The sequence below is a fragment of the Alsobacter metallidurans genome, assembly GCF_014636935.1.
GTDB lineage: Bacteria > Pseudomonadota > Alphaproteobacteria > Rhizobiales > Beijerinckiaceae > Alsobacter > Alsobacter metallidurans.
In genome coordinates this window covers 419,082-442,935 of record NZ_BMES01000002.1, presented here as the reverse complement: position 1 = coordinate 442,935, position 23,854 = coordinate 419,082, and the positions used below count along the sequence as shown (strand labels likewise).

General features: G+C 68.6%; 27 protein-coding genes. 7 read left to right on the top strand and 20 right to left on the bottom strand.

Annotated elements, in window-relative coordinates:
• Positions 1–9 precede the first annotated feature (9 nt).
• The 5 genes from IEV99_RS12380 to IEV99_RS12360 all read right to left on the bottom strand — a co-directional run bounded on the left by IEV99_RS12380 (position 10) and on the right by IEV99_RS12360 (position 5,567).
• Positions 10–1,260: a sarcosine oxidase subunit beta family protein gene (locus tag IEV99_RS12380; protein WP_188518096.1), complete on the bottom strand. Its 1,251-nt coding sequence runs from the start codon at positions 1,258–1,260 to the stop codon at positions 10–12.
• Positions 1,261–1,511: 251 nt separating this feature from the next.
• The gene (locus tag IEV99_RS12375) at positions 1,512–3,155 is read right to left on the bottom strand and encodes an ATP-binding protein (RefSeq protein WP_210318661.1); all 1,644 of its coding nucleotides are present in this window, start codon (positions 3,153–3,155) and stop codon (positions 1,512–1,514) included.
• Entirely contained in the window at positions 3,148–4,677 is a 1,530-nt protein-coding gene (locus IEV99_RS12370) for an ATPase domain-containing protein (protein WP_188518095.1), read from the bottom strand. Before IEV99_RS12370 ends, IEV99_RS12375 begins: the two co-directional genes overlap by 8 nt.
• 247 nt (positions 4,678–4,924) lie before the next feature.
• Positions 4,925–5,182: a hypothetical protein gene (locus tag IEV99_RS12365; protein ID WP_188518094.1), complete on the bottom strand. Its 258-nt coding sequence runs from the start codon at positions 5,180–5,182 to the stop codon at positions 4,925–4,927.
• A gap of 37 nt (positions 5,183–5,219) precedes the next feature.
• Positions 5,220–5,567, bottom strand: a complete 348-nt coding sequence (locus tag IEV99_RS12360) for a DUF6481 family protein (RefSeq protein ID WP_188518093.1) — start codon at positions 5,565–5,567, stop codon at positions 5,220–5,222.
• Positions 5,568–5,883: 316 nt separating this feature from the next.
• On the opposite strand from IEV99_RS12360, the gene IEV99_RS12355 reads away from it, so the two are divergent.
• Both IEV99_RS12355 and IEV99_RS12350 read left to right on the top strand, forming a co-directional pair.
• Positions 5,884–6,972 carry an alkene reductase gene (locus IEV99_RS12355; RefSeq protein ID WP_188518092.1) on the top strand — a complete coding sequence of 363 codons (1,089 nt, stop codon included), beginning with the start codon at positions 5,884–5,886 and terminating at the stop codon, positions 6,970–6,972.
• A 520-nt stretch (positions 6,973–7,492) separates the two neighbouring features.
• On the top strand, positions 7,493–7,660 hold the full coding sequence (locus IEV99_RS12350; protein ID WP_188518091.1) for a hypothetical protein: 168 nt from the start codon (positions 7,493–7,495) through the stop codon (positions 7,658–7,660).
• 43 nt (positions 7,661–7,703) lie between these two features.
• On the opposite strand, the gene IEV99_RS12345 is transcribed toward IEV99_RS12350, so the two are convergent.
• The 3 genes from IEV99_RS12345 to IEV99_RS12335 are packed head-to-tail and all read right to left on the bottom strand — an operon-like array spanning position 7,704 to position 9,837.
• Positions 7,704–8,255: an SIS domain-containing protein gene (locus IEV99_RS12345; protein WP_188518090.1), complete on the bottom strand. Its 552-nt coding sequence runs from the start codon at positions 8,253–8,255 to the stop codon at positions 7,704–7,706.
• On the bottom strand, positions 8,252–9,037 hold the full coding sequence (locus IEV99_RS12340) for an ABC transporter ATP-binding protein (protein WP_188518089.1): 786 nt from the start codon (positions 9,035–9,037) through the stop codon (positions 8,252–8,254). Before IEV99_RS12340 ends, IEV99_RS12345 begins: the two co-directional genes overlap by 4 nt.
• Entirely contained in the window at positions 9,037–9,837 is an 801-nt protein-coding gene (locus IEV99_RS12335; RefSeq protein WP_188518088.1) for an IclR family transcriptional regulator, read from the bottom strand. Before IEV99_RS12335 ends, IEV99_RS12340 begins: the two co-directional genes overlap by 1 nt.
• A gap of 114 nt (positions 9,838–9,951) precedes the next feature.
• Between IEV99_RS12335 and IEV99_RS12330 the strand changes: the two genes are divergently transcribed.
• The 4 genes from IEV99_RS12330 to IEV99_RS12315 are packed head-to-tail and all read left to right on the top strand — an operon-like array spanning position 9,952 to position 13,232.
• The gene (locus IEV99_RS12330) at positions 9,952–10,749 is read left to right on the top strand and encodes an ABC transporter permease (RefSeq protein ID WP_188518087.1); all 798 of its coding nucleotides are present in this window, start codon (positions 9,952–9,954) and stop codon (positions 10,747–10,749) included.
• 22 nt (positions 10,750–10,771) lie between these two features.
• Positions 10,772–11,752, top strand: a complete 981-nt coding sequence (locus tag IEV99_RS12325; RefSeq protein ID WP_188518086.1) for an ABC transporter substrate-binding protein — start codon at positions 10,772–10,774, stop codon at positions 11,750–11,752.
• A 27-nt stretch (positions 11,753–11,779) separates the two neighbouring features.
• Complete coding sequence (locus IEV99_RS12320) at positions 11,780–12,469, top strand: hypothetical protein (RefSeq protein WP_188518085.1); 690 nt, start codon at positions 11,780–11,782, stop codon at positions 12,467–12,469.
• A 4-nt stretch (positions 12,470–12,473) separates the two neighbouring features.
• A complete protein-coding gene (locus IEV99_RS12315) occupies positions 12,474–13,232 on the top strand; it encodes an SDR family NAD(P)-dependent oxidoreductase (RefSeq protein WP_188518084.1) in 759 nt (252 codons plus the stop codon).
• Positions 13,233–13,239: 7 nt separating this feature from the next.
• Here the strand turns inward: IEV99_RS12315 and IEV99_RS12310 are convergent, their stop codons facing one another.
• The 4 genes from IEV99_RS12310 to IEV99_RS12295 all read right to left on the bottom strand — a co-directional run bounded on the left by IEV99_RS12310 (position 13,240) and on the right by IEV99_RS12295 (position 16,210).
• Positions 13,240–13,971: an amino acid ABC transporter ATP-binding protein gene (locus tag IEV99_RS12310; RefSeq protein WP_188519638.1), complete on the bottom strand. Its 732-nt coding sequence runs from the start codon at positions 13,969–13,971 to the stop codon at positions 13,240–13,242.
• 35 nt (positions 13,972–14,006) lie between these two features.
• The gene (locus IEV99_RS12305) at positions 14,007–14,666 is read right to left on the bottom strand and encodes an amino acid ABC transporter permease (protein ID WP_188518083.1); all 660 of its coding nucleotides are present in this window, start codon (positions 14,664–14,666) and stop codon (positions 14,007–14,009) included.
• Positions 14,663–15,328: an amino acid ABC transporter permease gene (locus IEV99_RS12300; RefSeq protein WP_188518082.1), complete on the bottom strand. Its 666-nt coding sequence runs from the start codon at positions 15,326–15,328 to the stop codon at positions 14,663–14,665. Before IEV99_RS12300 ends, IEV99_RS12305 begins: the two co-directional genes overlap by 4 nt.
• 63 nt (positions 15,329–15,391) lie before the next feature.
• Positions 15,392–16,210, bottom strand: coding sequence for a substrate-binding periplasmic protein (locus tag IEV99_RS12295; RefSeq protein ID WP_188519637.1), 819 nt, complete (start codon positions 16,208–16,210; stop codon positions 15,392–15,394).
• Here IEV99_RS12295 and IEV99_RS12290 point away from each other — a divergent pair.
• Positions 16,209–17,057, top strand: a complete 849-nt coding sequence (locus IEV99_RS12290) for a GntR family transcriptional regulator (RefSeq protein ID WP_210318659.1) — start codon at positions 16,209–16,211, stop codon at positions 17,055–17,057. The two genes, IEV99_RS12295 and IEV99_RS12290, sit on opposite strands and share 2 nt — an antisense overlap.
• A 30-nt stretch (positions 17,058–17,087) precedes the next feature.
• Here the strand turns inward: IEV99_RS12290 and IEV99_RS12285 are convergent, their stop codons facing one another.
• From IEV99_RS12285 to IEV99_RS12250, 8 genes are read right to left on the bottom strand one after another with little or no spacing between them, the layout of a single operon-like run.
• Positions 17,088–17,678 (bottom strand): NADPH-dependent FMN reductase, encoded by a 591-nt coding sequence (locus IEV99_RS12285; RefSeq protein ID WP_188518080.1) that lies wholly within the window; start codon positions 17,676–17,678, stop codon positions 17,088–17,090.
• A 60-nt stretch (positions 17,679–17,738) separates the two neighbouring features.
• Entirely contained in the window at positions 17,739–18,089 is a 351-nt protein-coding gene (locus tag IEV99_RS12280) for a RidA family protein (protein WP_188518079.1), read from the bottom strand.
• A 19-nt stretch (positions 18,090–18,108) separates the two neighbouring features.
• Positions 18,109–19,569 (bottom strand): FAD/NAD(P)-dependent oxidoreductase, encoded by a 1,461-nt coding sequence (locus tag IEV99_RS12275; protein WP_188518078.1) that lies wholly within the window; start codon positions 19,567–19,569, stop codon positions 18,109–18,111.
• Positions 19,566–19,889, bottom strand: coding sequence for a (2Fe-2S)-binding protein (locus IEV99_RS12270; protein ID WP_188518077.1), 324 nt, complete (start codon positions 19,887–19,889; stop codon positions 19,566–19,568). Before IEV99_RS12270 ends, IEV99_RS12275 begins: the two co-directional genes overlap by 4 nt.
• Positions 19,870–21,003 (bottom strand): NAD(P)/FAD-dependent oxidoreductase, encoded by a 1,134-nt coding sequence (locus IEV99_RS12265; protein WP_188518076.1) that lies wholly within the window; start codon positions 21,001–21,003, stop codon positions 19,870–19,872. The genes IEV99_RS12270 and IEV99_RS12265 overlap by 20 nt, the downstream gene beginning before the upstream one ends.
• A gap of 6 nt (positions 21,004–21,009) precedes the next feature.
• Complete coding sequence (locus tag IEV99_RS12260) at positions 21,010–21,810, bottom strand: ABC transporter permease (RefSeq protein ID WP_188518075.1); 801 nt, start codon at positions 21,808–21,810, stop codon at positions 21,010–21,012.
• On the bottom strand, positions 21,807–22,637 hold the full coding sequence (locus IEV99_RS12255) for an ABC transporter permease (protein ID WP_371875808.1): 831 nt from the start codon (positions 22,635–22,637) through the stop codon (positions 21,807–21,809). Before IEV99_RS12255 ends, IEV99_RS12260 begins: the two co-directional genes overlap by 4 nt.
• A gap of 26 nt (positions 22,638–22,663) precedes the next feature.
• Positions 22,664–23,716 carry an ABC transporter ATP-binding protein gene (locus IEV99_RS12250; RefSeq protein ID WP_188518074.1) on the bottom strand — a complete coding sequence of 351 codons (1,053 nt, stop codon included), beginning with the start codon at positions 23,714–23,716 and terminating at the stop codon, positions 22,664–22,666.
• Positions 23,717–23,854: the final 138 nt, after the last annotated feature.

Here is a 23,854-nt window from a genome sequence, read left to right as displayed (position 1 = left end):
ACGGGTCTTTCAGTGCGCCACGGCGGCGGCGGCGGCTTCGTCGATGAGCCGGCCGGTGCGGAAGCGGTCCAGCGTGAAGCCGGCGTTGATGGGGTGAGGCTCGCCGGTCGCGACCGTGTGGGCGAAGACGTTGCCGGAGCCCGGGGTCGCCTTGAAGCCGCCGGTGCCCCAGCCGCAATTCACGAACAGCCCCGGCACGGGGGTCTTGCCGATGATGGGCGAGCGATCCGGCGTGACGTCGACGATGCCACCCCAGTTGCGCAGCATGCGCAGGCGCCGCACGGGCGGGAACAGCTCGCAGATGGCGTCCAGCGTGTGCGACGAGATGTGGAGCCCGCCGGTCTGCGAATAGGACGTGTAGGCGTCCGTGCCGGCGCCGATCACCATCTCGCCCTTGTCGGATTGCGACATGTAGGCGTGGATGGTGTTGCTCATCACCACGCAGGACATGGCCGGCTTCACGGGCTCTGACACGAGCGCCTGCAGGGGGTAGCTCTCCAGCGGCATGCGCACGCCCGCCATGCCCATCACCACGCTGGTGTGGCCGGCCGCGACCACGCCGACGCGCTTCGTCCTGATCGGACCGCGGCTCGTTTGAAGGCCCGACACCGCGCCGCTCGGGTCGCGGTCGATGCCCGTGACCTCGCAGTTCTGGATGATGTCGACGCCCATCGCGGAGGCGCCGCGGGCGTAGCCCCACGCCACGGCGTCATGCCGGGCGGTGCCGCCGCGCCGTTGCAGGGCGGCGCCGACGATGGGGTAACGGATGTCCTTCGATATGTTCAGCAGCGGGCAGAAGTCCTTCGCCTGCTCGGGCGTCAGCCACTCGTTATCGATGCCCTGCAGGCGGTTGGCATGGACGTGGCGCTTGAAGACCTGCACGTCGTGCGTGTTGTGGGCCAGCATCATGACGCCGCGGGGCGAGTACATGACGTTGTAGTTGAGTTCCTGCGACAGCCCTTCCCAGAGCTTCAGCGCGTGCTCGTAGAGGCCCTGGCTCTCTTCCCACAGATAGTTGGAGCGGATGATGGTGGTGTTGCGCCCGGTGTTGCCGCCGCCAAGCCAGCCCTTCTCGACCACGGCGATGTTACGCATGCCGTGTTCCTTGGCCATGTAGTAGGCCGTCGCCAGCCCGTGGCCGCCGGCGCCGACGATCACGGCGTCGTAGCTCGCCTTCGGCTCCGGGGAGCGCCATTGCTCGGGCCAGCCGGTGTTGCCGCTGAGCGCCTGGCGCAAAAGGGTGAGGGCGGAAAACTTCATGCCTGGACCTCGAATCCGCTCGCGCGGCCGCCCGCTTCTACCCGGATGTGCATGGGCGCGACACGGGTAAAATAGGCGCACCAGGTCGCGGGCCGGGGGATTCGCAACGCGCGAGCGGCCGTCGCCCATGCTTCACGACGGCAGGGCGCGCGCTCCCGCGGGGCCGACGCTTTCCAGCGCGGTCGCGCCGCGTCGGTCGAGGCCGTCGACAAAGCGGAGGTTGCGCGCGGGTTATCCGGTGGGATGGCGCTCTAGGCGCTCGCCTGCGCGGCCATGGGGGCCTCGCTGGATTTCCCCGCAAGGAGCTCGGCAATGCGGGCCGCGAGTTCGGCCTGGCGGAAGGGCTTGGCGAGGCGGGGCAACTCGTTGCCGAGGCCCTGGGTGAGGTTGGCGTAACCGGTAATGAGCAGCGCCGCGATACCCGGGCGCAGCTTGGCGGCTTCCATCACGAGATCGGCGCCGTTCATGGCCGGCATCAGGTAGTCGCTCACCAGCATGTCGACTGCCGTGTCCTTGGCCCGCAGCACGCGCAGCGCCTCGGCCCCCGAGCCGGCCTGGATCACCGAGTAGCCGAGGTCGATCAGCATTTCGGCGGTGCCCCGGCGCACGAGGTCCTCGTCGTCCACCAGCAGAACCGTGCCGGAACGGGCCGGCGCGACGGCGTCGTAGTGGTTTTTTTCAGCTGGCGCGGCGACTTCATCCGCAACGGGCAGCAGCAGATCAGCGCGGGTGCCTACCAACGGGGTGCTTGCGAGTTGCAGGTCGCCGCCCGACTGCGCCGCCATGCCGTGCACCATGGAGAGCCCGAGGCCGGTGCCCTTGCCGAGGCCCTTGGTTGAAAAGAACGGCTCCACGGCGCGGCGCAGCGTCGCCTCGTCCATGCCTTCGCCCGTGTCGGACACGGAGATCCGGACATAGGAGCCGGCGGGCACGCGGGCGGGGTGGGGGTCGTCATTGGCGCAGATCGACGCCTCGATTGTGAGCACGCCGCCGGTCGGCATGGCGTCGCGGGCGTTGATCGCCAGATTGAGGATGGCGAGCTCAAGCTGGCCGGGATCGACGCGGGCGGACGGGAGATCGGATTGCGCGCGCACCACCACCTCGACCGTGGGGCCGATGGAGCGGCGGACCAGGTCCTCCATGCCGGCGAGCAGCTCGCCGACGTCCACGGCGCGGGGCTGCAGATCCTGCCGGCGCGCGAAGGCGAGAAGGCGCTGCACCAGCGTGGCGGCCCGGCCGCTCGCCTGCAGGGCGGTCTCGACGAGGCGCTGCGAGCGGGCGTCGTCAGGGCCGATCCGCCGACGCAGCAGGTCGAGGCTGCCCATCACGGGCGTAAGCAGGTTGTTGAAATCATGCGCCACGCCGCCGGTCAGCTGGCCGATGGTCTCCATCTTCTGGGCTTCGTGCAGCAGCGCCAGCGCCTCCTCGCGTTCGCGGGTGCGCTCGATCACGAGGCGCTCCAATTCCTCGCGCGAACGGGCGAGGTGGTCGCGCGCCTCGTATTGGCGGCGGCGGGCGTTGAGGGCTGAGCGCACGGCTCGCACCATGCTCTCAGCATGCAGCGGGCGCTCCAGCAGCACGACGTTGCGCAGGCGGTCCAGCCGCTCGAAGGCGCGCGGCGAGCGCACGCCCTTGTGGCCATTGGCGAGCACGATGAGGGGGAAATCCGACCACGGGGGCTGGCCGTCGAGCCAGCTGACGAGGTCGTCGAGGCCGTCGCCCGACAGCGCCTCCTCGGCGATCACGGCCGCGCCGGCGCCTTGGGCGAGTTCGCGGGTGAGTTCGGGAAGGTCCTCGACGGCGTCGGCCGCCAGGCCGTTGCGGCCCAGCAGCGCAACGGCCACGGCGGCGTCTCGGCCAATCGGAGCGAGGACCAGGACGCGGGCGTCACTCATCGTCGACGCCGTTGGCGCCTTGGCCGAGGGCATGCGAGACCGCCTGGGCGTTCGGGCCGAGCAGGGGGCCGGGATCGCCGCGATACTCTGGAGCGCCGCTGAGCACGCCCGCAAACTGGCGCAGCGGTTCGCCCACGCTCAGCCCACGACGGTCCACCACGAATTCGCGGATGGTGCGCTCATGGTCGGTGGTGCGGGTCTTGATCACTGAGATGGCCTTGCGGACCTCGCCGTCGGCCTCGAAGAAGCGCAGGAGCAGCACGGTGTCGGCGAGGTAGCTGAGGTCGATGTCGGAGCGGATGTCGCCGACGAGGCCATGCTGGCCGAGGATCATGATGGTGAGCACCCCCTGCTGGCCGAGATAGGTCAGGAGCTCGTGCATCTGCAGGGTCAGGTGCCGCTCCTCGGGCATCGCCTGCAGGTAGGCGTTCAGGCTGTCGACCAGCACCACCCTGGCGCCGTTCTCCACGGAACGGCGGACCGACACCGCGAACTCGCCAGGCGACAGCTCGGCCGGGTCGATCTGCCGGATCGTGAGCGCGCCGCTGTCCAGAAAGGGTTGTAGGTCCATGCCGAGGTCGGCGGAACGCACCAGCAGGGTGGGCAGGCGCTCGTCGAACAGGAAATACATGGCCTTGTGGCCCTGCTGCAGGGCCGAGACCATGCAGCGCACCGCCACCGTGGTTTTTCCGACGCCGGCGGGACCGCTGAGCAGCGTGGTGGTTCCGGCGACGAGGCCGCCGCCGAGCAGGTGGTCGAGCTCCGGGACGCTGGTCGTGACCTTTTGCTGCGGCGCCGCGCCGGGGTGCTCCGACGCCACCATGCGGGGGTAAACCGCCATTCCGCCGGTGCGGATGGCGAAGTCGTGGTAGCCGCCGCTGTAGCTGAGGCCGCGCATCTTGATGATGCGCAGGCGCCGCCGCTCGGCGCCGAATCCGGTGGCGGACTGGTCGAGCGAGATCACCCCGTGCGCGATGCTGTGGAGTTGGAGGTCGCCCGGCTGCGACGTTCGGTCGTCCAGCACCAGCACGGTGCAGGAGCGGGTGGCGAAGAACTGCTTCAGCGCCAGGATTTGGCGGCGGTACCGAAGCGGGTTTTGCGCCAGAAGGCGCAGCTCGGAGAGGCTATCGAGCACCAGCCGCTTGGGCTTGAACTGCTCGAACCGCTCCATGACGCCGCGGACGGTTTCGCCCAGCTCGACCTCGGATGGGTGCAGGAGCGTCTGCTCGTAGTCGGGCTCCAGCTCCAGCTCGGGCACCAGCTCCACAAGTTCGACGCCATCAAGGTTCCAGCCATGCGTCACCGCGACGGCGCGCAGCTCGCTGGCGGTCTCGGACAGGGTGACGTAGAGGCCGCGCTCGCCCAGGCGGTGGCCCTCGAGCAGGAACTGCAGAGCCAGGGTGGTCTTGCCGGTGCCGGGAGTGCCCTCCACCAGATAGAGGCGGTCCGCCGTGAGGCCACCGCCCAGGATGGCGTCGAGCCCTTCGATTCCGGTGGGCGTACGGGGAGAGGGTTGCGGCACGGTTGGTCCTGCACAGGGCGCTTCGGGCGTCAGCGCACGCTTGCAAACAAACCAGTTCGCCACTTGGTTCCTACCCGCCCGACGATCGTTGAAGTCTCCTGGCCTGCAAGGCGCAAAGCGCGCAACTGTCTCCCCGGAAACGAGAAAAGCCGCCCCGGAGAGGCGGCTTCTTTCATGGCGGAGCTTGAGCGTTGCCGACGGCGAAGCCGCCGGCGGCCAGCCCGCGAGGGCCAATCCGGTCGGAGCCTTACTCGGCGACCGGCGCCTTCTTGCGGCTCTTCACCACCTTCACGGGCGGGGGAGCGTTGGCGGCTTCCTCGGCCTGGGCGGCGTCGCGCTGCATGCGCAGCTCGCGCAGGCCCTTGATCTTGGCGGCGAGCGACAGATCAGCCTTGCGCTGCTCCTCGACCCGCACGTCGCTCTCGCTCTTGCGCTGCGCCGCCTTCTCGAAGGCGCGACCCGCCCTCTGCTTGGCGTCCTGCGGGGAGCTGTTCTTGGTGTTCATGAGATCCCTCTCTCGGCTTGCCGGCGTGACCCCGAAATCATTTTGAGCGGGCTTTGCGCGCGGCGTAGCGCCGGTCGCGCTCGGCCTTCTGCGCCGCAGCCTGCTCGGCGTCGGCCAGAACCTTGGCTTCCGCCGCGGCGCGCTTGGCTTCCGCCTCGGCGGCCTGGGCCTGCTGGCGCTCGGCCTGTTCGACCGCCTTGCGGGCGGCCCTCTCGGCCGCGCGGGCCTCGCGGGCCTCCGTCACGGCGCGTTGCTTTTCCATCCGCTCGGCCTGCGCCGGGCCGCTCGCGGCCGCGCGCTCGCGGAAGGCGGCCGCCGCCGCCTGGCGGGCTGAATCGGCCTGCTTGAGCCGGTCCTGCAGACGCGGCGCCTTGAAGGCAGTCATGGTGCTCCAAATCGTTCATGCGCGTGATGCGCGGGGTGGCGGCGCTTGCTGCGGCCGGTTGGTTCGCCTGGGCGGCCCTGGCAAGCGCACACGCTCGAAATCACGCCAAGGCTGCCGACCAGACGTCGGCCGCAAGGCTCATGGGATTAGTATCAGGTCTGGGGCCGAATGGGAAACGCGGCCGTCAATATGGCTCGCGCCGCCAAGCGGAACCGCGGCCATCACGGCATCGTCATCGCGGCCACCTACAAACCTTCCGCGAAGCGCATAGATGCGGTGCGTGACGCTGTCGTGCTCACGAAACCGGATTTCCCACATGACTCTTCTGTTCAAGCCCACGCAACTCGGCGCCTTGCGCCTGGCGAACTCCATCGTGATGGCCCCGCTGACGCGCCAGCGCGCCGACGCCATGGGCGTGCCCCAGCCTCACGTGGTGGATTATTACGCCCAGCGCGCCTCGGCGGGCCTCATCATCGCCGAAGGCACGCAGCCCAGCTTCGCCGGCCAGGGCTATTGCCGCACGCCCGGCATCCATACGCCCGAGCAGATCGCGGCCTGGAAGCAGGTCACCGACGCCGTGCATGCGCGCGGCGGCAAGATCGTGCTGCAGATCATGCATGCGGGCCGGATCGCGCATTCGTTGAACCGCCAGATCCCGGACGAGCCCGTGGCGCCCTCCGCCGTCACGCCGGCCGGCACGATGTGGACCGACCAGAAGCAGATGCAGCCCTATCCGGCGCCGCGCGCGTTCGAGACGGCCGAACTGCCGGGGCTGATCGAGGAGTTTGCGCAGGCGGCCCGCAACGCGATCGCGGCCGGCTTCGACGGCGTCGAGCTGCACGCCGCCAATGGCTACCTGCTGAACCAGTTCCTGAGCAGCAACACCAACCAGCGCGCGGACGGCTACGGCTCCTCGGTAAGCGGGCGCATCCGCTTCGTGGTGGAGACCACCCAGGCGGTCGCGGCCGCGATCGGGGCGGACCGGACGGGCATCCGCATCTCGCCCGGCCACATGTTCAACGACCTCGTGGACGCGAACCCGCTGGAGACGCATCTTGCGCTCCTTGACGCGCTTCCGACGGCCGACATGGCCTATGTGCACGTGATGAAGGCCGACTCGTTCGCGGCGGCGCTGAACAACGCGGGCGATCCCGATGCGGCCCTGCAGGCGCTGCGCGCCCGCATCAAGGGGCCGATGCTGGCGGCGGGCGGCTACACGGCCGAAACGGGCGAAGCCGCGTTGCAGTCCGGGTTGATCCAAGCCGTTGTGTTCGGCCGGCCCTTTATCGCCAATCCGGATCTGGTGGAGCGCCTGAGGGATGGGACGCCGCTGGCGGCGCCCAACGACAAGCTGTTCTATACGCCGGGACCCAAGGGCTACAGCGATTACCCGTCGGCCCATTAATCGGTGCGTTAAACAACGCCGCTCGCCCGAGGGGGCGGGCGGCTATCCGCTCGCGCCTTTGCGTTATCCACGGGAATGAGACGGCCCTTCGGAGCCATTATGGCGTGAGCGGCCGGTCACCACTCCTCGACGAGCGGCGCACGCGCGGCGATCTCGACAAAGATAGCGAGGCTGAGGAGATCCAGTATCGCGTACCACATAGGTCCCCCAAGACGCTGGGACGAAAACATCGCTTCAATTCAGCGATGACATCCATGCTTTATACGCGAAGTGAAATCAAATCAGATTCAATCTGGATTAATCCGAACGCTGGATTGTCGCGAACATGATTAAAATTGCCGGAGTCCCGGCGCCGAATGCAAGTTACGGGAAAGTTGCTTTTGAACCTAAGTACGCCCGGCGGTGGAGCGAAAGGGTTAGCTCGAATGGGCCAGCAATGCGCCGTTGATTCGTTAAGTCTGCGTTAATAGGGTCGGCGCACGATCGGACCACCCGCCCATCTCACAGGGCCCACCTCGCCATGATCCGCGCCGACCTGCTCTCCGCCGCGAAAGACGATGACCGCACGCCCGTGGAGGTGAGCGACACCGTCGTGGCTGTGTCGCTGGGCGGGACCTGCGTGGTTGCGGTGGTGTGCTGGGTCGGCTTCCTGGCCTGGGGCGCTGGACGGCTGTTGTCGTTCTGGTGAACACCCTTCAGCCCGTCAGCGTTGTTGTGGCGCGCGACCCCGTTTACAGCAGGTTGGCGTGGCGCGACCACATGGCGGCTTCCGTTACGTGGAGGCGCTTCATCAAGCGCAGCACGATCAGCTCCGTCACGGTCAACAAAGCAAACTCGTAGGTTCCGCCCATCGCCAGCCTGGACGGCGTGGCGGCTCCGCCCATTCCGGCCGGGATCGGGACGACATGGTCGGCCGTGCGCGCCGCGTCGCTGTCCACCGCCGCCGTGAACAGCGCGATCCGCGCGCCGGCGCGCCGGGCGGAGGCGATCAGCGCGAGACCGGTCGGAAGGTCGCCTTTGGCGGCGTTGACCAGGAAGAGATCGCCCGGCCCGAGCGGCGGGGCGTTCATGGCCCCGACGACATGCGCGGCGACGCCGAGATGGTGCAGCCGCATCGCGAACGCCTGCATGACGAGGCCTGTGCGGCCCTGGCCGTAAAGCGCGCAGGTCCCTGCGGCCGCGATTGCTTCCACGATGGCGTCCAGACGCGGGGGCGGGATGGCGTCGAGAACGGCCGCGACCTCGTCGAAGACCGGCCTCGCCTCGTCGCCGAGGCTGCTCACGGCCCGGCCCCGACGCCAGCGGTGAGGACGCCGCGCGACAGGAAGATGTCGGTGATCTCGTCCGAGATGCGCATGAATTCGGGGCTCTTGCGACCCTCGAGGCCACGCGGTCGCGGCATCGCGACCGGGATGATCCGCTCGATGCGGCCGGGGCGGGGGCTCATTACGACCACGCGGTCCGAGAGCAGCACGGCTTCATCAATGGAGTGCGTGATGAACAGCACGGTCTTGCGTGTCGCCATCCAGAGCGCCTCGAGATCGAGCCGCATCTGCTCGCGGGTCAGCGCGTCGAGCGCGCCGAAAGGCTCGTCCATGATCAGCATCACGGGATCATGGATCAGCGATCGCGCGATGGCGCATCGCTGCCGCATGCCGCCGGACAACTCGTAGGGATAACGGTCGGCGAATTCCGCCAGGCCGACGCGGCGCAGAAGATCGTCCGCGCGGGCCGTGTAGTCGGCCTTCTTCAGGCCCCGCATCTCGACCTGGAACAGGAGATTGTCGCGCACGCTGCGCCAATCCAGCAGCACCGGAGCCTGAAACACGATGCCCATTTCGCCGCTCGGCTTCGTGACCGGGGCGCCGTTGACCAGGATCTCGCCCGTGCTCGCCGGCAGCAGCCCGGACAAAAGCCGCAGCAGCGTGGATTTTCCGCAACCGGACGGGCCCACGATGGCGACGAACTCGCCTTCGGCGATGTCGAGATCGACGCGGTCGAGCGCATGCGTGGCCATGCCGCCGCGGCGGTAGGTCTTGCCGACATTGCGCAGGCTGATCGACATCAGGCGGTTCTCCGGGCCGAGGGGGACAGAACAGGAATGGGCCAGCGTTCGGCGAGCTCGGCCGCCGCCGCGCGGACGCGATCTGCGAGCCGCTCGTGACGCTCCGGCGGAATGCGTTGCACCGGTCCGGCGACGCTGACCGCGCCGATCGCGGTTTCGCCATCGGGCAGGATCGGGGCCGCGATGGCGACGATGCCGGCCTCGGCTTCCTCCAGTGCGATGGCCCAGCCGCTTTCGCGGGTGCGGCGCAGGTCGCTCACCAGACCGTCGAGATCGCGGATGGCGTTGGGGCCGCTCGCGCCGGTGTCGGTCAGGCCTTCCTGCAGAAGGATGCCGACAGCCTCTTTCTCGGGCAGCGTCGAGAGCCAGGCCTTGCCGTTGGCGGTGGCGTGAAGGGGGATGCGGCCCGTCATCGATGGCGCATACATGAGGCCGGGCGGCGCGCCCTGGGCCGAGCCCAGCCATGCGAGGCGCCGGTCTTGCACGCAGGAGAGCCGCACCAGCTCGCCGGTCTCGCGCGCGACGGCGTCCAGAATGGGCTGGCAGATGTCCTCGATCCGCGCTTCGGCCAGCATGCGCTTGCCCATCAGGGCGAAGCGCAGCGACAGGCGGTAGCGCTGGGTTACCGGGTCCTGCTCGGCCCAGCCCTTTTCGACGAGTTGGCCCAGCAAGCGGTGCACGCCGCTTTTCGGCAGGTTGAGCTGGCCCGCAAGATCGGACACGCCGCAGGGCGCCGATGAGCGCGAGAGCGCCTCGATCAGGTCGAGCGCGCTGTGCAGCTGCGACTTTACAACCCGCATATTGCCGAACCCCGTTCTTTGTGGAACGATGTTCAATGTAGGAAGTCCGACGGGTCGGCGTCAACTCGCCACCGTCATCGATCCCGCGGCACAGCGGGGCAGGGAGGATGCCGGATGGGCGCCGTGCGCCGGATCGTGCTCGACCATTGGAAAGTTGTCGCCACTTTCGCGGCGATCTTCGCCATTTGGGAATTCGCCGTGCTGGCGCTGGGCGTGAAGCCCTACATCCTGCCAAAGCCGTCCGTCGTGATGACGCAGATGTTCGCCCGCATGCCGACCATCCTGGACGGGGCGCTCGCGACGCTGCAGCCGATGCTGATCGGCTATGTGCTGGCCGTGGCGGTGGGCGTGCTGCTGGCCTTGCTGGTGGCGTTCTCGCAGAGCTTTCGCGAGACGCTCTACCCGGTGATCGTGTTTCTGCAGATCGTGCCGAAGATCGCCGTGGCGCCGCTGTTTCTGATCTGGTTCGGCTACGGGCTGCTCCCCAAGGTCTTGCTGGTTTTTTTGCTGTCGTTCTTCCCGATCGTCGTGAGCGCCGTTTCGGCGTTCCGCTCGGTGGACACCGACATCATCGACCTTGCCCGCGCGACCGGCGCGGGTCCGGGGCGCATTTTCTGGAAGGTGCAGCTGCCGCATGCGCTGCCGACGCTATTCACCGGCTTCAAGGTGTCTGCCGCGCTGTCGGCGACCGGCGCGCTGGTGGCAGAGTTCGTCGCCTCCGACCGGGGGCTCGGCTATCTGCTGGTGGGCTATTCCAACAATCTCGACACCCCCATGGCGTTCGCCACCATCCTGGTGATCAGCATCATGGGCCTGGCGCTTTATGCGGCCGTTGAGGCCGTCGAGCGCATCGCCATCCCGTGGCACGTCTCGCGCCGAAACACGGAGCCGGAGCTGTCCGGCAATCCGTGACCAACAACAAGGGGAGGATCACATGAAGCGCTCAACCATTCTGGGCCTGCTGGCCGCCACGCTGCTCACGGCCGCACCCGCGGCCGCGCAGGACAAGGTCACGTTTCGGCTGAACTGGATCGCATATGGCTTCCACACGCCGTTCTATCTCGGCGTGGAGCGGGGCTACTACAAGGACGAGGGCATCGACCTCACCATCGGCGAGGGCCAGGGCTCGGTGCGGGCGGTGCAGACCGTGGGAGCCAAGGGCGACACCTTCGGGCTGGCGGACGGCGGGTCGGTGGTGGCGGGCGTCACCAAAGGCGCGCCGGTGCGGGCCGTGATGGCGGTGACGAACTCGTCGCCCTATGCGCTGTCGGCGCGTGCGGATTCGGGCATCAAGACGTTGAAGGATTTCGAGGGCAAGACGGTCGCGAGCGCGCCCGGCGAGGCCGGCCTGCAGCTCCTGCCGGCGCTGTTCGCCCGCAACGGCGTCGACGCCGCCAAGGTGAAGGTGCTGCGCGTCGAGGGCGCGGGCAAGATGGTGGCGGTTGCCGAGAAGAAGGCCGAGGGCCTGATGGCGGGCCTCGACAACCAGTCGATCACGCTGCCCCGGCAAGGCGTGCCGCTGGTGGATTTCGGCTACGCGGCCAACGGCGTCAACACGGTCGGTCTCACGATCGTGGCCAACGAGGAGACGTTGAAGGCGAACCCGGACCTCGTGCGGCGCTTCGTGAAGGCGACCGTGCGCAGCTTCCAGGCCGCCGTGAAGGAGCCGGAGGCTTCGATCAAGGCCGGGCAGAAGGTGAAGGCCGACATGGAGGCCGATCTCGCGATGGCGCAGCTGAAGGCCGGCATCGGCCTGATGACCTCCGAGGCGTCCAAGTCCCTGCCCATGGGCCAGTTCGCGCTCAAGGACTGGCAGGACACCGTGGACCTGATGAAACAGTACCAGGACCTGCAGACGGACAAGGCCGCGGACGCATTCTTCACCAACGAGTTCGCAGCCAAGAGCGGCTCGTGACGCGAAAGCCAGTGAGGGAGGACGCCGATGCTGGCGGGTGAAGGCGCGGTGCTGATCTGGAACGACATCGCCCCGGAGGGCCGGGACGAGTTCTACGCGTGGCACCTGGGCGAGCACATGCCCGAGCGCGTCGGGACGCCCGGGTTCCGCCGCGGCCGACGCTATATCCGGGACGACGCCGCGACCGCGCCGGAGTTCTTCACGCTCTACGAGACCGACACCCCGCAGGTGCTGGTGGGGCAGGACTACCTCCAGCGCCTTAATGCGCCAACGCCCTGGACGAAATCGGCCACGCAGGCGTTCCGCAACACTTCCCGGGCGCTGACGCGGGTGCGCGCCAGCTTTGGCCCGGGGCAGGGCGGCATGTTGGCGACGCTGCGCTTCGACATCGCGGACGAGCGGCGGGCGCAGGTGGAGCGCCTGCTCGCCGAGGAGGTCCTGCCGCGCGTCGCCGCGCTGCCGCGGGTGACGGGAGCGCATCTGTGCCTGACGGACGCGTCTGCCAGCGGCGAGCGCACGGCGGAGAGCCGGGACCGGACCGACATCCTGGCCGCGCCCGAGCGGGCCGTGCTGGTGGAGGGGTGCGGGGCCGCGGATGTGCGGGCCGGTGTGGATGCGGCGCTCGCGGCGCTCGGCGACGCCGTGCGGGGCGAGCCGGTCGTGGGCGTCTACCGGCTGGAATATTGCCGCCTCAAGACGCCCTGGACGGCGGGCTGAGCCGATGAACGCCTATGACCTGGCGGGCAAGCGCGCCATCGTGACCGGCGGGGCCGGAGGCTTCGGCGTCGGCATCGCGCGGGCGCTGCTGGCGGGCGGCGCCTCGGTGGAGCTCTGGGACCTGCAGGAGCCGGCGCTTGCTGCCGCCTGCGCGGAACTGGGCGGCAAGCGCGTGTCGGCCCGTGTGGTGGACATCACCGACGAACCGCAGGTAGAGCGCGCCGTTTCCGCCGTGGCGGAGGGCGGGCGCATCGACGCGCTGGTCAACAATGCGGGCGTACTGGGCGAGGTGAAGCCCATCTGGGAGACGTCGCCGGCAGACTTCCGGCGTGTGCTGGACGTCAACCTCGTGGGCTCCTACCTGGTCGCGCGCGCCGTGGTGGGGCGCATGCTGGCGCAGGAGGCGGCGCCGATGCGCGGGCACGTGGTCAACATGTCGTCGATCCAGGGCAAGGAGGGCATGCCGCTCGCCGGGGCCTATGCGGCCTCCAAGGCGGCGCTGCTGGCGCTCACCAAAACGCTCGCCAAGGAAACCGCGCGGGAAAAGATCGTCGTCACGGCGGTGACGCCGGCGGCGGCCGAGACTGCGATGGCGAAGTTGATTTCGCCCGAGCGCCGGGCCGAGATCGAGGGCCGCATCCCGGCCGGGCGTTTCGTCGAGGTCGACGAAGTGGCGCGGCTGGTCGCCTGGCTGTGCACGGACGATTGCTCGTTCTCGACGGGCGGCGTGTTCGACATCTCGGGCGGGCGGGCGACCTACTAGGGCGGCGTCAGCCGTCCCAGCCGAGATGGCTGAGGAAGTCGCGCGTGCGCTCCTTCAGGGGCGCGTCGAAGATCTGCGTAGGCGGGCCTTCTTCGAGCAGCTTGCCCTTCTCGAACACCACCACCCAGCTGGCGACGCGGCGCGCGAAGCTCATCTCGTGGGTGACGACGATCATCGTCATGCCCTCCAGGGCGAGCTGGCGCATGACGTTCAGCACCTCGCCCACCGTCTCGGGGTCGAGCGCCGAGGTGGGCTCGTCGAACAGCATCACGTGCGGCTCCATGGCGAGCGCACGCGCGATGGCGACGCGCTGTTGCTGACCGCCGGAGAGGTTGGAGGGATAGTTGGCGGTTTTGTCGGAGAGCCCGACCTTGGCCATCAGCGCCATCGCGCGGCGGTTGGCTTCGTCGGCGGGCATCTTCTTGACCGTGATCAGGCCAGTGGCGACGTTCTCCAGCGCGGTCTTGTGCGGGAACAGCTCGAAATTCTGGAACACCATGCCCATGCGCTGGCGTACGCCGCGCATCTCGACGTCGCTCTTGGGCAGCGGCTTGCCCTCGAACAGCACCTCGCCGCCGTCCAGCGTCTCCAGTCCGTTGGTGCAGCGCAGGAGGGTCGACTTGCCCGAGCCTGACGGGCCGATGAGGCACACGACCTCGCCGGGGTTCACGTGCAGGCTGACGCCGTCCAGCGCCGTGAACGAGCCGTAGCGCTTGCGCACGTCCTTGTAGACGAGCATGGGCGCGCGGTCGGCGTTCTTGCGTGGCTGGGCGGTCATTCCCGCACTCCGTACTTGCGATGAATCCAGTCGACGAGCTTGGCCTGCGGGTAGCCCATCAGCCAGTAGATCGCCGCCATGGCGGTCAACATCTCCAGCACGCGGAAGCTCTGCGAGCGGATCTGCATGGCCGTATGGGCGAGTTCGCCCACCGCGATCACGGACACCAGCGACGTGTCCTTGAAGAGCGAAACCCAGGTGCTCGCCAGCACGGGCAGCACGCGCCGCCAGGCCTGCGGCAGGATGATCTCGCCGAAAACCTGCGCGCGGCTCATGCCCAGCGCCAGTCCGGCCTCGCCCTGGCCCTTGCGGATGGATGCGATGCCGGACCGGAAGGTCTCGGAATTATAGGCCGAAACGTTGAGGCAGAGCGCCGTGAGGCCAGTGACAAAAGGCGACAAGGCGAGGCCGGTGAGCACCGGCATCACGTAGAAAGCCCAGTAGACCAGCAGCAGCAGCGGCAGGTTGCGGAAGAGCTCCACGAAGCCCGTGGCGAACAGCGACACCGGCTTGAAGCGCGACCCGCGCATCAGGGCGAGCAGGATGCCGCCCGGCACCGAGATCAGCATGGTCAGGGCGGTGAGCAGCACCGTGAGGGCTGCGCCTTCCAGCAACAGCCAGCGGCTGCTCCAGACGATGGACCAATCCAGGTTCATGACCGGCCCAGATGCGCGACGCGACCATAGAAGCGGTCGATGAGCCGGGTGATCGGGAAAATGATCACGAAATAGATGAGCATCACGGCCGTGAAGATCTCGATGGGTCGATAGGTCTGGCCAGCCAGCGTCTCGGCCTGGCGCATCAGTTCCGGCACCGCGATCACGGCCGCGATGGCGGTGTCCTTGATGGTGACCGACACGATGGAGCCGAAGGCCGGCATCATGCGGACGATCGCCTGCGGCAGCAGGATGACGCGCAGCACCTGCGCGGTGGACATGCCGAGCGCGTAGCCGGCCTGCGCCTGGCCGCGGCGGATCGAGGTGAGCCCGGCGCGCACCACCTCGGCCACATAGGCGGCGACGTGGATGGTGATGCCGGTGAGCGCCGCCCAGAACGGCGCGAAGGTGTGGCCGGTGAGGATCGGCACCGCGAAATAGATCCAGACCAGAACGACAAAGACCGGAATGGCCCGCATCGAGTCGATGTAGAAGACGAGGATCACGCTTAGCCAGCGCGGCCCGTAGAGACGGCCCAGCGCCACGAGAAGGCCGGCCGCGAAACTGCACAGCACGGCGGCCGCCGACAGCGCCAGCGTCAGGCCGAGGCCGGACGCGAGAAAGCGCCAGCTGTCCAGGAGCGGTGAGAAGTCGAGATCCATGGGGACTTTTTCAGCTCGGGGCGCGCGCCGCCGGCCGCAAGCCGACGGCGCAGAAGCTGTGAATTACATCTTCTCGATCATGGCCGTTTCTTCGGCCGTGAGGTCTTTCTGCATCCGGGCCTCGACGGCCTTGAGCCAGGCGAGGAATTCCGGCTGGTTCTTGTCGATGGCGGATCCGATGTCGGTGCCCATTTCCTTGCTGTCCTGGCAGTTGTTGCCTTCCGGCAAGGCCTTCAGGCCCTTCACCTTCTTGTTCAGCGCAACCCAAGGGATGCGGTTGATGGGCGTGATGTCGGCGCGCTTGGCCATGATTTCTTCCACGGGAGCGGCGGTGCCGGCCGTGGAGACGCCGCGCAGGGTCGCCTTGGGGAAGCGGGTCTTCACCCAATGCTCCTCGCCGCCGCCCGTATAGTAGGCGACGACGACGCCTTCCTGGTTGAACTCGTCGATGCTCTTGGCGTTGGCCACCTTCGGATTATCGGCGCGGCCGAAGACGCACAGGCTCGTCGACGCATAGGTGATGAAATCGATCACCTGGAGGCGCTGCGGCGTGACCGAAAGCGGCGAGATGGTCATGTCGACCTGGTTGGCGGCCAGCACCGGGACCTTGGTCTCGTGCGAGACCGGCACGGGCTGCAGTTTCACGCCGAGCAGGCGAGCGTATTCCTTGGCGAGCGTCCAGCCGGGGCCGGACCACTGCTCGCCGCCGCCGGTGGTGTTCTCGACCAGCCACGGCGGATTGGCGAGGACGCCGACTCGCAGGGCGCCCGCTTTCTGAATGGCCTGCACGCGCGGGCTGTTGGTGGGAACGGTCTCCTGGGCCTGGACGGGCGTGGCCGCGATCCAGCTCAGGGCGATCAGCGCCACGGCGCGGTTCATCATGGATGCCAAGGTCGTCCTCCCGGGATGTGCTGCTTCGGCAGCGCTTTTGATTGCGTTCACGCACGGCGAGCATAGCTCGTCTGGTGTCCGGCATACTTGTATGCTAGTCAGGTTCTGTCAAGAAAATGGCGAACGCCGCGCGGGGGAAACAGTGTCAGGCAAGGCTCTGCTGTTCAGACCGGGTCATGAGCCCGCCAGCGCCTCCGAGATCTACGCGACAGTCCGCCGCGACATCATCCGCCTGCGGCTTCGCCCGGGCGAGCAACTCTCCGAAAAAGACCTCGGCTTGCGGTTCATGACCAGCAGGACGCCCGTGCGCGAAGCCATTGTCCGGCTGGTGGACGATGGCTTGATCCACGTGCTGCCGCAGCGCGGCACCTTCGTGACGCGCATCTCGCTGCGCGCCGTGAAGCGTGCGCGCTTTGTCCGCAATGCGCTCGAGCTCGCGATCATTCGCGAGGCGGCCGAGCAGGGCATTTCCGACCAGACCGTGAGCGTGCTTGAAGCCGCGATCGCCGCGCAGGAAGAAGCGGCCGGCGACGCCGAGCGCTTCACCGACGCGGATGACGCGTTTCACCGAACCATCGCGAACGCGTTGGGGCTCGGGGACCTCTGGTCCGTGGTCGAGAACCAGAAGGCGCAGTTCGACCGCATCCGCTTCCTGAGCCTGCCCAACGTCACGCCGGTGGCGCTGCTGGTCGCCCAGCATCGCGCCATTCTGGCCGCGGTTCTGGCGCGTGATCCCGCGCAGGCCGAGTCGATGCTGGCGGAGCATCTGAGCATCGTGCTCGACACCGCGCAGGGGCTGCTGTCGACGCACCCGGATCTGATGCTCGACGATCTCTGAGGGCGTTTTGTTCGCCTGCGGCGACGCGAGTCAGTAGGGCGGCTTGCGGCGTTCGCGCTGCGCGCGGGCGGCCTCGGTCCACCAGTCGAGATCATCCGCGAAACGTCCGAAGGCGCGGTCGAGAGACTGGCCGGCCTTGCCGGTGGGCTGGCCCTGCTCGTCCAGCGTCTCGCCGATCGGCCCGACCGTGAGGCTGCTCGAGATCACCACCATGCCCATCTCGGACAGCGTGGCGTGCCAGGCGGAGTTCGAGCGCGCGCCGGAGAGGCGGCCAGCCGAATAGCTGGCGACGGCGGCCGGCCGCCAGAACCACTCCTCGAGAAAGTGGTCGGTGAGGTTCTTGAGGCCGGGCTGGACGCCCCAATTGTACTCGCCGGTCACGAACACAAAGGCGTCGGCGGCGCGGATTTTCCCGGCGAGCTCCTCCATGGCGGCAGGCGCCTCGCCGGCGGGATATTCCTTGTACATGCGGTCGAGCATGGGCAGGCCCACGGCTTTGGCGTCGATGAACTCGACGTCGTCGCCGCGCGCCGCGAGGCCCCGGACGATGTAGTCGGCGAGCCGGATGCCTGCCCGGTCCGAGCGGTAGGATCCGTAGAACACGAGCGTGCGCGAGCCCATCGACGCCTCCAGGAGTTGATCAGTCGTTATAGTGCCTCCCTGGCGCCGAGGCCACGAGGCTCAGGCCTTGGCGGCCGTGACCACGATCTCGATCAGGGCGCCGCCGCCCAGATCCGCTACGCCCACTGTGGCGCGCACAGGCAGGGTCTCGGGCGTGAGCCAGGCGGTCCATGCGGCGTCCATTTCTTTCTTCTTGCCGAGATCGGTCACGAAGATCGTGGCCGCGACCAGCCGGGTGCGGTCCGTTCCGGCTTCGGCCAGGTAGCCGTCGATCTTGGCTAGGATCTGCTCGGTTTGGCCGCCCATGGAGGCGGTGGTGTCGTCCGCGATCGTGCCGCCGACGAAAACGAGGCCGTTCGCCTCGACGACGCGGTGCATGATGGGGGTGCGGATGGCGCGCTTGATGGTCATTGATGGTGTCCTTTGGGGGTCAGCGGCAGACGGCCTTGATGGCGGCGTCGGTTTTGGGGAGGTTGGCCAGTTCGCCCAGCGTGATGGGCTTCACGGGAGGGCGCAGCCGGTAGGCGCCGACTTCGGCGGGGCTGACGCCGCGCACCTCGGCGATGATCTCGGTGACGGTAGAGCCGCAGAGGCGGCCCTGGCAGGGCCCCATGCCGCAGCGCAGGAAGGTCTTCATCTGGTTAGGGCCCTGGACGCCGAGCCTGCGCGTGGTCTCGCGAAGCTGGCCGGCCGTGACTTCCTCGCAGCGGCAGACAATCGTGGATGGGTCCTGCGGCGCCAGGAAGGCCGGGGCGGGCCGATACATGAGGTCGAGAAAGCGGCGGCCGCGCATCGACTTCTGCAGCGCGGAGCGGACCGGCGCGGCGCGGCGGTCGCGTTCGGCTTCGTCGATGCGGCCGATGCGGTGCGCTGCGTCCAGCGCCGCAACCTCGCCGCGCAAGGCCGCGCTCTCGGCGCCGCCGATCCCGGCGCCGTCGCCCGCGATGGCGATCCCCGGCACGCTCGCGCCGAACCAGGCGTCGAGCCTGGGCGTCCAGCAGCGCTGCTCGTCGTCCCAGGCCTGCTCGCAGCCGACCGCGCTGGTCATGTTGGGATTGGGGATCACGCCCTGGTGCAGCAGCAGCATGTCGCAGGCGAGCGTTTCGCGCGCGGCGCCGCGCTCCACCACGACGCGCTGGACACGGCCGTCGCCCTCCGCGCGCAGGCCGGTGACGCCGCCGCGGAAGCGCAGCTTGCGGCGGACGTTCAGCACGAGGCGCAGGCCCTTCGCGAGATAGGGAGACCGGAGAAAGTCCGGAACCGCGGCGGCGGCCGCCAGCGCGTGGCGGCGATCGCTCGTGTCCAGCACGGCGACGATGTTCGCGCCGGCGGCCTCGAGCTGTGAAGCCAGCAGGTAGAGCAGGGGGCCGCAGCCGGCGAGCACGACACGGCCCTCCGGCACAAGGCCCGAGCTCTTCAATGCGATCTGGGCGGCACCTGCAGTCATGACGCCGGGCAGCGTCCAGCCGGGGATCGGCATGGGTCGCTCCAGCGCGCCTGTCGCCAGGATGACGCGCCGCGCGTCCACGAGCCGGGCCTGCCCGCCGGCCGAGACGCCGACCTCGAAGCCTTCGCCGCCGGCGACCAGCTCCGTCCGGCCGACGGTCCACACCGTGGTGCGGGCGGCATAATCTGCGGAGCTGCGCTCGCACCGGTCCACCACGGCCTGTCCGGCCCAGTAGTCCTCGCCCAGCACGGCGCGGCGCTGGATCGGGGTCGTGGTGACGCTGCGATAGATCTGGCCGCCGGGGGTGGGGTTCTCGTCGGCGAGGAGAACCGAGAGGCCCAGTTCGCTCGCCGTGGCGGCGGCCGCCAGGCCGGCCGGGCCGGCGCCCACGACAGCGAGGTCATAAGCATCGCGCAGGGCGGCGACGTCGTCGATGCGGTTCATGCCTCGATCCCCTCGCGGAACTCGGCCTGGCGAGCGCCATGCTGCGTTTCGATGCGCATGCCGTCCTCCAGCGGGACGAGGCAGCCCTGCCGGTTGCCGACGCCGTCGATCACGACCAGGCACTCGAAGCAGACGCCCATCATGCAATAGGCGCCGCGCGGGGCGCCCGAGACGGGGGTCTCGCGGTTCACCGCGACGCCGTTGGCGAGCAACGCCGCCGCGACAGTGTCGCCGGCGCGGGCCGTCATGACGACGCCGTCGAAGGTGAAGCGCAAAGGGGCGCCCGCCGGCGCGCCGGGATCAAGCATGGGCCGGAACATTGAACCTCCGGGCGTTGAAGGGCGCGACCACGTCCGGCAGGGCGCCGGCCAGAATGGCGGGCGCAAGCGTCAGCACATGGTTGGCGGCGAGCGTCACGCCCGAGTGGCAGGTGGTCACGAAGGCGCCCGGGTGAGCGGTGGACTGCTCGTAGATCGGGAAGCCGTCCGGGCTCATGACCCGGAGCGCCGACCAGGTGCGCACGACATTGAGCCCCGCCAGGCGCGGAAACATGCGAACGGCGCGCTCGGCCATGAGCGAAATGATGGGTTGGGTGACGACGGTGTCGAAGCCGAGGTCTTCCTGGCTGTCGCCTATCATCACGCCGCCCTCGTCGGTCTGGCGCACCGTCACCATGGGATTGTGCAGGAAGGGAGCGGTCTTCTCGGTGACGATCACCTGGCCCTTGCTGGGCCGCACGGGCGCGTCGAGACCCACCATGGGGGCGAGCCGGGCGTTGCCGAGGCCGGCGGCGAGCACCACTTTGGGCGCGCGGATCTCGCCCCAGGGGCCGGTGATGCGGAAGCCGCCATTCTCGGGCGTGATCGCCTCCACGGCGCAGTTGGGCCGGTAGTCCGAGCCGCGGCGCTGGAGCGCCTCGTGCAGCGCTCGGAACAGGCGCAGCGAATTCACGTGGCCGTCGATGGGGCTGTAGATCGAGCCGGCCACGTCCTTGCCGATATCGGGGAGCCGCCGCTTTGTTTCGGCGTGGTCGAGAACCTCGTAGCCGTATTCAACCATGTTGATCTGGTTGTGCAGGCGCGTCATGCCGTCGACGCGCTGCTGGAGTTCGGCGTCCGACAGGCACAGCGTGAAGCCGCCGGGCTGGCTGTGGGCGACGTCGATCGCGGTCTCGTCGCGCAGCAGGGCGGCGAGTTCATGCCAGGCGTCGGCCGAGCGCTTCGACCAGGCGGCATATTCGGGCATCCCCATGCCCTTGGACTGGACCCAGACCAGCGCGAAATTGCCGCGCGAGGCGCGCAGCGCGAGATCGCCTTCATCGAGGACGCAGACGCGCGCGCCGGCGCGGGCCAGGCCATACGCCATGGCGCCGCCGACGAGGCCGCCGCCGATGACGACGACGTCAGGCTCCGATTGGGGGGTGGTGAGGGACACGGCAGGTCAGCCCTTTCCGGCTCCGACGAAAAGACGATCGAGCCCGAAGATGCGGTCCAGCACGAGCAGCATCACGGCCGTGAGGGCGATGAGGCAGGCCGAAACGGAGGCGATCAGCGGGTCAATGTTGTCCTGGATGTAGAGGAACATGCGCACCGGCAGCGTGACGGTGGCGGGCGAGGCGACGAAGACCGTCATGGTGACTTCGTCGAAGGAGTTGATGAAGGCCAGCATCCAGCCGGACACGACGCCGGGCAGGATGAGCGGGATGGTGACGCGGCGGAACACCGTCATCGGACTGGCCCCCAGCGACACGGCGGCATGCTCGATGCGCGCGTCGATGCCGTAGGACGCCGCCAGCACGAGGCGTAGCGCGAAGGGGATCACGACGATCACGTGGCTGAGCACCAGCCCGGTGAAGGTGCCCGCCAGCCCGACCTGCGTGAAGAACCGCAGAAACGCGATGCCGAGCACCACGTGCGGCACCATCAGGGGCGACAGGAACAGCGCCGTCAGCGCCTCGCGGCCGGGGAACCGGTAGCGCGCGATGGCGAGAGCGGCCGGCACCGACAGCGCGATCGCGATGGTGGACGAGAGGGCCGCGAGCCAGAGGCTGGCCCAGAACGCCCGCAGGAATTCCGGATAGGCCAGGATCTGCCGGAACCAGCGCAGGCTGAAGCCATTCGTCGGCAAGGACAGGTAGCCCTCGGGCGTGAATGCGACCGCGCACACAATGGCGAGCGGCGCCAGCATGAAGGTGACGAACAGGAGGTGGAAGGCCGTGGCCAAGGAACCGTTGCGGCTCACTCGAACACCTGCGCATAGCGGCGTTCGATCAGCCGGTTCGAGCCCACGATGATGGCCACGAGCGCGACCAGCAGCAGCGTCGCGACGGCTGCGCCGAGGGGCCAGTTGAGGGTGTTCAGGAACTCGTCATACGCCAGGGTGGCGGCCACCTTGAGCCGTCGGCCGCCGATTATGGCGGGCGACGCGAAGGCGCTGGCCGCGAGCGCGAAAACGATCACAGACCCAGACAGGACGCCCGGCACGATCTGGGGCAGGATCACGCGGCGCCACGTCGTGAACGCCGAGGCGCCGAGCGAGCCGGCGGCGTTCTCGACCTGCGGATCGAGCCGCTGCAGCGCGGCCCAGACGGCCAGCACCATGAACGGCGCGAGCACGTGCGTGAGCGTGACAATCACACCCGTTTCGGTGAACATGAAGGGCAGGGGCGCGGCGATGAGGCCGAGCTTCATCAGGCCCTGGTTGACCACGCCGGTGGAGCCGAACAGCAGCGCCCAGCCCAGCGTGCGCGCCACCACGGACACGAGCAGCGGCCCCAGGATGGCGAGCAGCGACACGCTGCGCCAGCCCGGGCTCAGGCGGTTGAGGATGTAGGCCTCGGGGACGCCGATCGCCACGCAGGCCAGCGTGACCAGGATGGCGATGCGGAAGGTGCGCAGGAAGACGCTGGCGAAGTAATCATCCGCGACCATCTCGCGCCAGTTCTTCAGCGTCCACTCCGGCACGATGCCCTTGTACTGGCCCCAGTCGTAGAAGGAGAGCAGCACCGTCATGGCGAGCGGGATGAGCACCAGCCCGAGAAAGACCAGAGCGGTCGGCCCGGCCAGCAGGTAGGGCGCAGCTTTCGGACGCTCGCTCACGGCGCGTCCCCGGCCGGCAGCAGGGCGAAGTCCTGCGTCGAGAAGGTGAGGGCGACCGTCTCGCCTTCGGCGGGGACTGGCGAGCCGTCATTGGGGCGCACCAGCGTGAGCGGCCCGGCCTCGCTGTCGACCTGCAGCAACCAGTGCAGCCCCTGGAACACTCGCATGGTCACCCGGCCTGACACGCCCGCCGTCCCTGACGCGAAGGCGATGCGCTCCGGCCGCACCGCCACCGATTGCGGGCCCGATCCGGCGCCGGCCGGGGCGGGAAGGCGCAGGCCGCCGACGACCAGCACCGGGCCCTGCGGAGTGCTTTCGATTGCTCCGTTCAGGAGGTTGGTCTTGCCCAGGAAGTTGGCCACGAAGGCGGAAGCCGGGCGCGCATAGGCCTCGTCCGGGCGGGCGATCTGTTCCACCCGGCCCTTGTTCATCAGCACGATGCGGTCGGACAGCGCCATGGCCTCGGCCTGGTCATGCGTGACCAGGATGGTGGTGGCGCCGCTGATCCGCTGGATCGAGCGCAGCTCGATCTGCATTTCCTCGCGCAGCTTGGCGTCGAGGTTGGAGAGGGGTTCGTCCAGCAGCAGGATGGCGGGTTTGATCACCAGCGCGCGGGCCAGCGCGACGCGCTGCTGCTGCCCGCCCGACATGCGCTTGGGATAACGGTCGGCGAAGCCCGAAAGCCCCACCAACGCCAGCGTCTCGGCCACGCGCTTCTCGCGCTCGGCGCGCGGCACGTCGCGCATCTCGAGCCCGAACGCGACGTTCTCGGCCGCGGTCATGTGCGGAAACAGCGCGTAGCTCTGGAACACGATCCCGAGGCCGCGCCGGTTCGGCTTCATGGCCCCGAGGTCGACGCCGTCCAGCATCACGCGCCCGCCGGTCGGCTCCACGAAGCCGGCGATCATCTGCAGGGTCGTGGTCTTGCCGCAGCCGGACGGTCCCAGCAGCGAGATGAACTCGCCCTTCTCGACCGCGAGATCGAGAGCGTCCACGGCGAGATGGTCGCCGTAGCGCTTGGTCAGGCGTTCGAGAGCGATGTAGGGCATGGGCGGTTCGTCCGATTGGGCGGCGCTCGTCCTCGCGAGCCGACAGCGAAGCAACCGAGGCGCCGGGGCGATGCTCTGTTTTGGAGACAGAGTTCTACACCCGGCATGGATTGCTTCATTGCTGCGCATCGCAATGAG